This window comes from Lonsdalea britannica, from assembly GCF_002111595.1.
In the GTDB taxonomy this organism is placed as follows: Bacteria; Pseudomonadota; Gammaproteobacteria; order Enterobacterales; family Enterobacteriaceae; genus Lonsdalea; species Lonsdalea britannica.
Window position 1 is genome coordinate 130,097 of record NZ_LUTN01000010.1, and the last position, 12,049, is coordinate 142,145.

6 protein-coding genes, 1 tRNA gene and 4 pseudogenes are annotated in these 12,049 nt (G+C 55.0%); 9 read left to right on the forward strand and 2 right to left on the reverse strand.

All coding sequences use genetic code 11. From position 1 onward, the window contains the following. The first annotated feature begins 79 nt into the window (after positions 1-79). The 6 genes and pseudogenes from xerD to AU509_RS10400 all read left to right on the forward strand — a co-directional run bounded on the left by xerD (position 80) and on the right by AU509_RS10400 (position 6,761). Positions 80-979 (forward strand): site-specific tyrosine recombinase XerD, encoded by a 900-nt coding sequence (gene xerD / locus AU509_RS10370; RefSeq protein WP_085652688.1) that lies wholly within the window; start codon positions 80-82, stop codon positions 977-979. Between the two features lie 78 nt (positions 980-1,057). Next, on the forward strand, positions 1,058-1,768 hold the full coding sequence (dsbC, locus tag AU509_RS10375) for a bifunctional protein-disulfide isomerase/oxidoreductase DsbC (protein ID WP_085652687.1): 711 nt from the start codon (positions 1,058-1,060) through the stop codon (positions 1,766-1,768). A gap of 7 nt (positions 1,769-1,775) precedes the next feature. Beyond that, a pseudogene (gene recJ, locus AU509_RS10380) lies at positions 1,776-3,507 on the forward strand (single-stranded-DNA-specific exonuclease RecJ). A gap of 162 nt (positions 3,508-3,669) precedes the next feature. Continuing rightward, a protein-coding gene (gene prfB, locus AU509_RS10385) for a peptide chain release factor 2 (protein ID WP_099045401.1) occupies positions 3,670-4,768 on the forward strand; the annotation gives its coding sequence in 2 pieces (ribosomal slippage) (positions 3,670-3,744 and positions 3,746-4,768; 1,098 coding nt in all). 9 nt (positions 4,769-4,777) lie between these two features. Then, positions 4,778-6,294, forward strand: a pseudogene (gene lysS / locus AU509_RS10390) (lysine--tRNA ligase). A 393-nt stretch (positions 6,295-6,687) separates the two neighbouring features. Beyond that, a tRNA-Gly gene (locus tag AU509_RS10400) sits at positions 6,688-6,761 on the forward strand. A gap of 215 nt (positions 6,762-6,976) precedes the next feature. Here AU509_RS10400 and AU509_RS10405 read toward each other — a convergent pair. Then, a pseudogene (locus AU509_RS10405) lies at positions 6,977-7,817 on the reverse strand (MBL fold metallo-hydrolase). A gap of 326 nt (positions 7,818-8,143) precedes the next feature. Between AU509_RS10405 and AU509_RS10410 the strand changes: the two are divergent. Next, positions 8,144-9,042: pseudogene (locus AU509_RS10410) on the forward strand (LysR substrate-binding domain-containing protein). A gap of 266 nt (positions 9,043-9,308) precedes the next feature. Here AU509_RS10410 and AU509_RS10415 read toward each other — a convergent pair. Continuing rightward, positions 9,309-9,809, reverse strand: a complete 501-nt coding sequence (locus AU509_RS10415) for an Lrp/AsnC family transcriptional regulator (protein WP_085652684.1) — start codon at positions 9,807-9,809, stop codon at positions 9,309-9,311. An 83-nt stretch (positions 9,810-9,892) separates the two neighbouring features. Here AU509_RS10415 and AU509_RS10420 point away from each other — a divergent pair, with 83 nt between their 5' ends. Then, complete coding sequence (locus AU509_RS10420) at positions 9,893-11,065, forward strand: MFS transporter (RefSeq protein WP_094118282.1); 1,173 nt, start codon at positions 9,893-9,895, stop codon at positions 11,063-11,065. A gap of 543 nt (positions 11,066-11,608) precedes the next feature. Continuing rightward, positions 11,609-12,049: helix-turn-helix domain-containing protein (locus AU509_RS10425; RefSeq protein ID WP_139824043.1), on the forward strand; the 441-nt coding region annotated here is incomplete at its 3' end.

Here is a 12,049-nt window from a genome sequence, read left to right on the forward strand (position 1 = left end):
ATAAAAGCAATTACCGAATTGTACCCCGTTCACGTGCTGTCAGGCATAATGGTCTCAGCATGAAACAGAGGAGCCCGCCATGCAGACACCGGATCAAACCGTGATCGAACAGTTTCTCGATGCGCTGTGGTTGGAGCGGAATCTGGCTGAAAATACGCTGGCGTCCTACCGACAGGATCTTCGCTCTTTGGCGGACTGGCTGGCGCACCACGAGAGCGGCCTGTTGCAGGCGGAAGCCGCTGACCTGCAGGCTTTTCTGGCCGAACGGCTGGAAGGCGGTTATAAGGCGACCAGCTCTGCGCGCCTGCTGAGCGCAACCCGGCGACTTTTTCAGTACCTCTACCGCGAAAAGCAGCGCTTAGACGATCCCAGCGCGTCGCTCTCTTCTCCCAAACTGCCGCAGCGATTGCCGAAGGACTTAACGGAAGCGCAAGTCGATGCGCTGCTCAATGCTCCCTGTGTCGACAAGCCCCTCGAACTGCGCGACAAAGCCATGCTGGAAGTCTTGTACGCGACCGGCCTGCGCGTCTCGGAGCTGGTGGGTCTGACCATCAGCGACGTCAGCCTGCGTCAGGGCGTGGTGCGCGTCATCGGCAAAGGCAACAAAGAGCGTCTGGTGCCGCTGGGAGAAGAAGCGGTGCATTGGATAGAGCAGTATCTGGAATACGGCCGACCCTGGCTTATTAGCGATAAGCCGATCGATGTAATGTTCCCCAGCAGTCGGGGGCAGCAGATGACCCGCCAGACTTTCTGGCACCGCATCAAGCACTACGCGGTCATTGCTGCTATTGACAGCGCTAAACTTTCTCCGCATGTTTTGCGTCATGCTTTTGCCACGCATTTACTGAACCACGGCGCGGATTTACGCGTAGTACAGATGTTGCTGGGCCACAGCGACCTGTCCACGACGCAGATCTATACGCATGTCGCCACGGCACGCCTGAAGCAGCTGCATCAGCAGCATCATCCCCGGGCGTGATGGACAGATGAATCATGGGGTGGGGCGCATCAGCCATGTCGCTGACGATCACGCCTCATCCAAGAACAGGATCAATTTATGAAAAAGAGTGTATTACTGCTTTCTCTGCTCGTCGCCGCCATGAGCGCCAGCGCGGACGACGCCGCGATTAAACAGTCACTGACGCGTCTGGGCATGCAAAATGCGGAAATCCAGACGGCGCCCATTCCCGGAATGAAAACCTTGCTGACCGAAAACGGCGTGCTGTACATCACCGATGACGGCAAACACCTGCTGCAAGGACCGTTGTATGACGTGAGCGGAAAAAATCCGGTCAACGTCACCAACCACATTCTGATGGGGCGTCTGGAAGCGCTTAAAGATCAGATGATTGTTTATAAGGCTGCGCAGGAAAAGCATGTGATCACCGTGTTTACCGATATCACCTGTGGTTACTGCCGCAAACTGCACGAGCAGATGAATGACTACAACGCGCTGGGCATTACCGTCCGCTATCTGGCCTTCCCGCGTCAGGGCGCAGGCTCCCAGACGGAAAAGGATATGCAGTCCATCTGGTGCGTAGCCGACCGCAAAAAAGCCTTTGATGCCGCAATGAAAGGCGACGATATCTCGCCTGCAACCTGCAAAACCGATATCTCCGAGCACTATCAGCTTGGCGTATTGTTTGGTGTTCAGGGCACGCCAGCCATCGTGCTGGATGATGGCACGGTGATCCCGGGTTATCAGGATCCGAAAGAGATGGCCGGTATGCTGCAGGCGCACAAAGCCTCTCAGAAATCGGGTGGTTAAGCGCTCCGTGACTTTCGTAACCCAGCTCTGCCGCCGTCCGGCGGTGGAGAGTCATCATCTTCCCGACACGTTGCCGCCGCTGCTGCGTCGGCTTTACGCCCAACGCGGCGTTCAGGCTGCGCAGGAACTTGAACGCAGCCTGCGCGGTTTGCTGGATTACCGGCAGCTTTCGGGGATCGACAAGGCGGTGGACTGTTTGCAGTCCGCGCTGGCGGATAAACGCCGCATCGTGATCGTCGGCGACTTCGACGCAGACGGCGCGACCAGTACGGCCCTGACCGTGCTGGCGCTGCGGCGAATGGGCGGTCAGCATATCGACTTTCTGGTGCCTAACCGGTTTGAAGATGGCTACGGCCTCAGCCTGAGGTCGTCGCTCAGGCGGCGGCGAAAGGCGCGGAGCTGATCGTCACCGTCGACAACGGCATTTCGTCCCACGCAGGCGTAGACGATGCGCATCAGCGGGGGATCGACGTGCTGGTGACGGACCACCATCTGCCGGGCGACACCTTGCCCGCGGCCGAGGCCATCATTAACCCTAATCTGGCGGACTGTGGCTTCCCTTCCAAGTCTCTCGCGGGCGTGGGGGTGGCGTTCTACCTGATGATGGCGCTGCGAGCGAGGCTGCGCGACGGCGGCTGGTTTGAACAGCATGGCCTGCCTGAGCCCAATCTGGCGGAGCTGCTGGATCTGGTGGCGCTGGGGACGGTGGCGGACGTGGTGCCGCTGGATGCCAACAACCGAATCCTTGTGGCCCAGGGGCTAAATCGCATCCGCGCGGGCAAATGCCGACCCGGTATTCGCGCGCTGCTGGAAGTCTCCAACCGCGAGGCGGCCCAGCTTGTCGCCAGCGACCTGGGTTTTGCGCTCGGCCCGCGCTTGAACGCCGCCGGAAGGCTGGATGATATGTCTGTCGGCGTAGCGCTGTTGCTGAGTGACGACATCGTTCAGGCGCGCATGCTGGCGAGCGATCTCGACGCGCTCAACCAGACCCGGCGTGAAATCGAGCAGGGGATGCAGGTGGAAGCGCTACAGCTGTGCGAACAGCTGGAGCGTAGCAGCGAGACGCTGCCCTACGGTCTGGCGATGTATCACCCGGAGTGGCATCAGGCGTCGTCGGCATCCTGGCGTCTCGTATCAAAGAGCGCTTCCATCGACCCGTCATCGCGTTCGCCCCCGCGGGCGACGGTATTCTCAAAGGCTCGGGGCGGTCGGTGGCCGGTTTGCACCTGCGCGATGCGCTGGAGCGATTGGACACCACGTGTCCCGGTCTGATGATGAAGTTTGGCGGACATGCGATGGCCGCCGGGCTGTCGCTGGAAGAAGCGCGCTTTGAGGAGTTTCGCGAGCGCTTCGGCGAACTGGTCGGCGAGTGGTTGGATGCTTCGCAACTACAAGGCATCATCTGGTCCGACGGTGAATTAGCCGCCCCGGAACTGACGCTGAGCACCGCGCAGCTGCTGCGGGACGCCGGTCCCTGGGGGCAGACGTTCCCTGAGCCGACGTTCGACGGTCATTTTCGCCTGCTGCAACAGCGTCTGGTCGGGGAACGTCATCTCAAGGTGATGGTGGAACCGCTGGCGGGAGGCCCTCTGCTGGACGGTATCGCGTTCAATGTCGATACCACCCAATGGCCGGACAGCAGCGTCCGACAGGTGGAACTGGCTTATAAGCTGGACGTGAACGAGTATCGCGGCAAGCGTTCGGTGCAGCTGTTGATCGAACATTTGTGGCCGCTGTAGCGCGAGCTTTTTTGTGAGTTCAGCGGGCGCGGCGACGACTTTTCGTCGTGCGCGCTCGCTGTTAAAAACTGAACGGATCGCTATAAACCCCGACGTGGATCCGTTACAATTCGCCGTTTGAATACACGTCGTCCCTTTGACCAACAAAAGATCTTAAACATCATGTTTGAAATTAATCCGGTAAAAAATCGAATTCAGGACCTGTCTGAGCGGACAGTGGTTCTGAGGGGGTATCTTTGACTACGATGCCAAGAAAGAACGCCTCGAAGAAGTAAACGCCGAGCTGGAACAGCCGGACGTTTGGAACGAACCTGAACGCGCTCAGGCGCTGGGTAAAGAACGCTCCTCTCTGGAAGCGATCGTCGACACCATCGACCAAATGACGCAGGGGCTGGAAGATGTCTCCGGTCTGCTGGAACTGGCGGTGGAAGAAGACGACGAAGACACCTTTAACGAAACCTGCGCCGAACTCGACGGACTGGAAAATAAACTCGGCCAGCTCGAATTCCGCCGTATGTTCTCCGGCGAGTACGACAGCGCGGACTGCTATCTCGATATTCAGGCGGGTTCCGGCGGTACGGAAGCACAGGATTGGGCCAGCATGCTGGTACGTATGTACCTGCGCTGGGCGGAAGCCAAGGGCTTCAAAACTGAAATCATCGAAGAGTCCGATGGTGAAGTGGCCGGGATTAAGTCCGCGACCCTTAAAATTATCGGCGATTACGCCTTCGGTTGGCTGCGGACCGAAACCGGCGTGCATCGTCTGGTGCGCAAGAGTCCGTTCGACTCCGGCGGCCGTCGTCACACGTCCTTCAGCTCGGCCTTCGTCTATCCCGAAGTGGATGACGATATCGATATCGAAATCAACCCGGCCGACCTGCGTATCGACGTCTATCGCGCCTCCGGCGCCGGTGGTCAGCACGTTAACCGGACCGAGTCTGCGGTGCGTATTACCCATATTCCGACCAACATTGTGACCCAGTGTCAGAACGACCGTTCTCAGCATAAAAACAAAGATCAGGCGATGAAACAGCTGAAAGCGAAGCTGTACGAGTTTGAGATGCAAAAGAAAAATGCTGAAAAACAGGCGCTGGAAGACAACAAGTCCGACATTGGCTGGGGAAGCCAGATTCGCTCTTATGTGCTGGATGACTCCCGCATTAAAGACCTGCGTACCGGGGTGGAAACACGCAACACCCAGGCTGTGCTGGACGGCGATCTGGACAAATTTATTGAAGCAAGTTTAAAAGCGGGGCTATAAGGAATCCACATGTCTGAACCACAATCTCAGGGTGCCGAACAGGCGCAGGATCTGAATAACGAACTCAAAGCGCGTCGCGAAAAGTTGTCCGCTCTGCGTGAAACCGGCGTGGCCTTCCCGAACGATTTTCGTCGCGATACGACGTCCGATCGGCTGCATGCCAGCTACGATGATAAAGATAACGAAGAGCTGGAGCCGCTGGGTCTGGAAGTGACTGTCGCTGGCCGTATGATGACCCGCCGCATCATGGGGAAAGCCTCTTTTGTGACGCTGCAGGACGTGGGCGGACGCATTCAGCTGTACGTCTCCCGTGATGACCTGCCGGAAGGCGTTTACAACACCCAGTTCAAAAAGTGGGACCTGGGCGATATCCTGGGCGCGCGCGGCAAGCTGTTCAAAACCAAGACCGGCGAGTTGTCCATTCACTGTACCGAACTGCGTCTGTTGACCAAGGCCCTGCGTCCGCTGCCGGATAAATTTCACGGTCTGGCCGACCAGGAAACGCGTTACCGTCAGCGTTATCTGGACCTGATCGCCAACGACGAATCCCGCAACACGTTCCGAATTCGTTCTCAGGTGATGGCCTCTATCCGCCGCTTCATGGTCGAAAAAGGCTTCATGGAAGTGGAAACGCCGATGATGCAGGTGATCCCGGGCGGTGCCTCCGCGCGTCCGTTTATCACGCATCACAACGCGCTGGACATCGATATGTACCTGCGTATCGCGCCTGAGCTGTACCTGAAACGTCTGGTGGTCGGCGGGTTCGAACGCGTATTCGAAATCAACCGTAACTTCCGTAACGAAGGCATCTCGCCGCGTCACAACCCTGAATTCACCATGATGGAACTTTATATGGCGTATGCGACTATAAAGACCTGATTGTGTTGACTGAAACGCTGTTCCGCACCCTGACTCAGGATGTGCTGGGCACCACCACGGTGGAATATGGCGACCAGACCTTCGACTTCGGCAAGCCGTTTGAGAAGCTGACGATGCGTGAAGCGATCTGCAAATACCGCCCGGAAACCAATGTGGCGGATTTGGACGATCTGGAAAAAGCGACGGCGATTGCACAGTCTCTGGGCATCAAGATCGAGAAAAGCTGGGGTCTGGGCCGTATCGTGACCGAGATCTTCGAAGAAACGGCGGAAAGCAGCCTGATCCAGCCGACCTTCATTACCGAATATCCGGCGGAAGTGTCGCCGCTGGCGCGCCGTAATGACGAAAACCCGGAAATCACCGACCGCTTTGAGTTCTTCATTGGCGGCCGCGAGATCGGTAACGGTTTCTCCGAGCTGAACGACGCCGAAGATCAGGCGGAACGTTTCTCTCAGCAGGTCAGCGCCAAAGATGCTGGCGACGATGAAGCGATGTTCTACGACGAAGACTACGTCACCGCGCTGGAACACGGCATGCCGCCGACGGCAGGTCTGGGCATCGGTATTGACCGCATGGTAATGCTGTTCACCAACAGCCACACCATCCGCGACGTCATTCTGTTCCCGGCCATGCGCCCGCAGAAATAATGACGATGACGGCCTCCTTGAAAGAGGCTGTCGGTTCAGCGTGGTGTGATGAATACCTTACTGTTATCAACGTCTTAGCCCCACGCTCTGCGTGGGGTTTTTCTTTTCCGGGCCTGAGCGCGTCGTTCACTACGATCGTTGGTGCGGTGAATTTCTTAGTGTGGACACTCAGTAGGCTGGATGCCGGTGGTATTGCCGTCGAGGAAGAGCAAGAATCACGGGACGAGTTTTGGCACGCTAGTCAGCAGCGGCCTGCCTCAGGAGCACCGACTCAAGCCGCCGTACCTCAGATTCTTTTTTTTAGCGCATTTAATTGCTTAAAACGCAGTCAGTTTGGCGGGTTTTTATCTTGCCCGGCAAACGGATAGCGCTATAATGCGGGCACTTCTCCGTGCGGGCGTAGTTCAATGGTAGAACGAGAGCTTCCCAAGCTCTATACGAGGGTTCGATTCCCTTCGCCCGCTCCAGAATCCCCCTCATGAACTCCAGAAAATTTGATTTTTCCCTTATAAATAAGAAGTTATCGCTTTTATCAGCAGATTAAAATCAATCGTTTTCGTTCATGGGTCAATCTTCATGTTGGGCACTCCACAAAGCGATTCTTTGTATGACTTCGCCAGAAGGTTCGATAAATTTCGCTGTTCTGTCATGCCCACGATCCACCCGACTGATGGATACCCATTCATTCCTCCAGGTAGGAAATACGATATCCATCATCAACCCTGCTAACGTTAGCAAACCCTTTTCGGTCAAAGTGCATGCCTGCAATAAGCAGTTTTTCTCTGGCTGCGTGTTCCAGGAGTCGTTTCCGCGTGTCTTCGGCCTGAGCGGGATCGCAGTCGAATACAATTGAAACGGCCGGATGCGCTGACTGGATATGTGGGAAATGAACGATGTCTCCCCATATCAAGAGGCATTGATCCTCTGAATAGATGCGGTATCCGGTATGGCCGGGTGTGTGGCCCGGCAGCCATTCCGGGAGAATGCCCTCGATTATCTTGTTCCCGTCGATAAAACGCAGTTTCTGTGCGTAAGCGTCTAACGTTCGGCGGACCAGCGCAAAATTACGTTTCCCGCGTTCGCTGGCGATTTCAAACTTTTCATCATCTCTCCAGTATTGCGCCTCGAGAGGATGAAGATGAAGTTCAGCCTGTCTAAAGACTGGCTGGCCCTCAGCATCCAGCAGGCCACCGATGTGGTCAGGATGGCCGTGCGTCAGTAAGACCGTGTCCACGTCATCAGGGCTGACGCCGGCCGCCCTGAGGTTTTCTCTGAGCAGCCTCCCACGTTGTTCAGTCCTCCCGCACCAGCGTCAACGAGAAGGGTTCGCCCCCGACCGCGGATGAGATAAGCGTTGATATGGATATTGCCGGGTTCAGCGATCCCGGCACTGTCCTGAATGATCTCTGCATCCGCGGTCTCTATGCCTGACAGTAAATCCAGATTGGCTGACATATGGCCGTCACTCAGGCTGTCACCAGAAAATCCCCGATCTGACGAGATGTGAAGGGTGAAGGGTTCATTAATACCTCAGGGTTAGTTTCGAACATGTATGGGGGGCGCAAGAACCCAAACAGTGAATACGCGCCGTGAATTCTGTTGCCGCATTTCCCGCGTCCGGCACGGCGGTAAAATTCATTCCAGTCTTCCTCGCTTTTGGCATCGTTCTTGGGCATTCCACGACGTAGGGCATTGACTGACCGCTACATGAATCAACGACAGGAACCTTATTGATGAGTTTTCATCATGCTACATGCTGTGTTTTCGGGTATGAATCGATACTATTTCATTAATCAGTGATATTCACTCACTGGAAGGTCGTTATATACACAAAGTGAGGGACGGTTTTATGCGGAAAAAAATTCCCACTAGCGCTTCTCTGCAGGCATTTGATGCCGCCGCAAGGCACGGTAATTTTGCCCGGGCCGCAGAAGAGTTATCGCTGACGGAAGGCGCATCAGCCGACAAATTGCACGCCTTGAATCGTTGCTGAATTGCAGACTGTTTGACCGAACCGGAAGCCGGGTAAAGCTTAATCCCATAGGGGCGCGCTATGCACATCACATACGCGAAACGCTCGAACGGCTCGAAAGGGATACACAGTCCATCATGGGAATGCCTGAAGGCAGTAAAAGTCTGGATATTGCCGTCCTGCCGACGTTTTCCAGCCGATGGCTTATTCCCCGCTTGAGCGGTTTTAGAGCCCTGCACCCGGACATAACCGTAAATATTGCGGCCAGAACCGACCCTTTCATTCTCACTGGGAGCGGTTTTGACGCCGTGGTTCATTTTGAGCATCCCGCATGGGCGGGCATGCGTATGCACTTTCTCTTTCAGGAAAAACTGGTGCCGGTATGCCATCCTGCACTGGTAACGGATAAGAACATCTACGATCAATTGAACCAACTGCCGCGCATTCATCGGCGTCAAAATCCGGAAGCGTGGCAAACCTATGCCCAGGAAAGCGGGATAGTCCTTGATAATCCGGCGCAGGGTGTCCGGTATGACCTTCATGAAATGGCCATCTCGGCGGCATTGGTGGGACAAGGCGTGGCCATGGTGCCGCGAATGTACGTCGAAACAGAACTGAGAAGCGGAGCGCTGGTCGCGCCTTGGCCAGAATCTGCACTCCTGAGCAAAAGATTCTGCTTAGTTAAACCGGGGGAAACGGGGATAAATGAAGCTGCGCTGCTGGATTTTGAACGCTGGTTGCTGGCTGAAATGATTAATGGTGACATGACAAAATGAGGATGAGAAAGCGTCAGGCCAGTTTGTGCCAGAAGCGACCCCCCGTTACCAACGGAAGCTGGCCACTCATCATCCACGACACTTGGCCTGTAGGGTGACCGTTATAACAAGACATTCATCGTCGTGGGGCGCAATGTCCCTCTTTCGCTTATCGTAGCGCTGACGCTTCAATGCCCCACGACTCTGTGCATTGAGTTGACGTGATGCATCGCCTTAGAACGTCCGCATTAGCCCGATCCACAATGAAAATAATGCATGCTAACGGTTTAGTCAGGAGAAGGGCCGCGCTCAAGGAAGGTGGAAAGCGCAATGTAGCTACGCACAGAACGAACGCCATCAACACACTGAATTTCCATCAAAAAATTTTCTAATGACTCAGTGTCAGCAGCTCGTACTTTTATAAAGACGCAGCCGTCACCCGCGATGGTATGCAGTTCTTCAACTTCCTTCCGATTAGTGAACTGCAGCAGGGCGCGTGTTGCGCTATAGCTGCTGGTCGTGATCACCAGAAACGTTAACAGCGTCCGTCCTAGCTTGCCGCCATCCAATACCGCCACGGTTCCTTTGATCACACCATCACGTTTCAGACGCTTAACGCGTTCGTGAACCGCAGGAGCCGATAAATTCACGATCTCGCTCAATTCCGTGTAGCTACGGCCTGCATCTTCCGCCAAAGCACTTAATATTTTTCGGTCAATGGCATCAAGTTCTGCCGGTTTATGCTTTGTCCGCCGAATACCATCTTCTTCTTTATCGAATGCGCTCATAAGGGTGCCTGTCAGAATGAAAGTCTGAATATACTAGATTCCACCTAATATTATTAAGCCATAAAATGGATGATGGAGTTGCAATGCCCATAGCACTTTTAGCCCTCGCCGTCGGCGCATTCGGTATAGGCCTTACTGAGTTTGTGATTGCCGGCATCCTCCCGCAAATTGCCGCAGAATTTAGCGTCAGTATCCCCAAAGCGGGAATGATGGCGACGTCCTACGCGCTTGGTGTCTTTATCGGTGCGCCGCTGTTAACGGTGTTGGGCGCAAGGGTTCCGCGCAAGGCCATGTTGATAGTGCTGGCTGGCATTTTCACGGTGGGCAATATCATTACGGCAATCGCACCGACGATGCCGATCGGGATTGTTGGCCGTATTGTCACGTCTTTCAATCACGGCGCTTTTTTCGGTATCGGCTCAATTATTGCCGCGTCGTTGGTGGCACCTGGCCGTCAGGCAAGCGCTATTGCCTTTATGTTTTCGGGGCTGACGCTGGCAAACCTGGTCGGTGTTCCGGCAGGGACTTGGCTTGCGCAGACATTTAGCTGGAGACTGGTTTTCTGGGTGATAGCCGGTATCGGGCTGCTCACGATGGCCAGTATTGCTTTGCTGATCCCGCCTATCAAGAAAGGGAAAGCCATTGCATTGCGAAATGAGCTGCGTGCCTTCGTCGATCCGCTGGTGCTGCTTGTGATGGGGATTACCGTTTTCGGACCGGCAGCCTTTTTCACCTCAATCACTTACATCGCCCCCATGGTGGTTAATGACGCGGGCTTTTCTGCTGGCGGCGTTGCGTGGCTAATGGTGCTTTTTGGTTTGGGGCTTGCCGTGGGGAACTGGGTTGGCGGACGCTTCGCCGATCGTTCACTTTTTGGCACGCTTTTCGTTACCCTTGCTGCACAGGGCGTGGTTCTGCTGGTGTTATGGGAGGGGGTCGAAAACCCATGGGTAATCTGTGTCTCGGTATTCCTGATGGCGGCTTTCGGTTTCGCGACGGTCTCGCCGATTCAGAAGCTGGTGATGGAGCGCGCCAGCGAGGCTGGTGCCCCCACAATGGCCTCATCGGTCAATATCGGCATGTTTAATTTGGGAAATGCGCTGGGGGTGTGGATTGGCGGAGTAACGATTTCTGCCGGTTTTGGTCTGGCCTCACCCAACTGGGCGGGGGCCATTATGTCGTTTATTGCGCTGGGCCTCGCTTTCCTGGTGTGGCAAAGTGCCCGTAAAGGTTACGCCCAGCCGATACATGAGTAATTTCAGAATACGGTGGGCACCCACTTAGCCGTGGGTGCCCTTTTCAAGTGATCAACGTCACCTTCTACTACTGCCGGTTTTTCATTGAGGCGCTGGCTCGCCACATCCGAGGTCTGCTCATTGATCTGGGCCAAACGCTCTAGAGGCAACAGGTTGAATTCAACGCATCTCCGCGTGGGCAGTACTTCTGGTTGGCTATGACGTAAAAAGTAATTTATTTACAACATGTTATTTGTTTTTTTATCGCTGCCCCTTTCACCCCTTTCTGAATACAGCGTCTCCTACTTGATGCCATCTTACCGAGCAGCAATCGCACTCCTTTTGCGCGGTGATGTGTCATGCCACCATCGTCCTGATGAGTTTTCTCTGGCGCCAAATTGCCCCGCCTTTTGCCAGCCATAGGTGAGATAACCTGCACTCTTCTTTCTTATCCCTTGGGAACACCCACGGTGCAGAGGCCAGCTGCTTTTGCGGACGTTTTGCGCAAGATCGGTCAGGCAGAGCGCACGCCTTTCACACATACTGATTTGCACGGAGGATGCCATGTTTGACGATAAAACCGATCATTACACCCAGCGTTTTAAACGGGTCTTGGATTATATCGATCGCCATCTCGATGATGCTTTATTACTGGAGTCGCTGAGTGAGGTCGCCCACTTTTCTCCTTTTCACTTCCATCGTCAGTTTTCGTGCTATTGCGGGATGCCGCCGGGTCGTTATATCCAAATGATGCGTTTAAAACGCGCTTCTTATCGATTGGTCTTTAATCCGTTAGAAAGCATCACCGATATCGCGTTCGATGCCGGTTTCCAGCACACGGAATCATTCAGCCGTGCTTTCAGGCATCGGTTTGGCCTGTCGCCGACGAAGTTTCGCCAGCAGCCAACTTGGATTGATTGGCATCAACGCCTGGCTACAACGCAAAGAGTAAGGATGTATACCTTGCAATCTCAGGTCAAGATCGTCCACTTCCCGGCAACACCC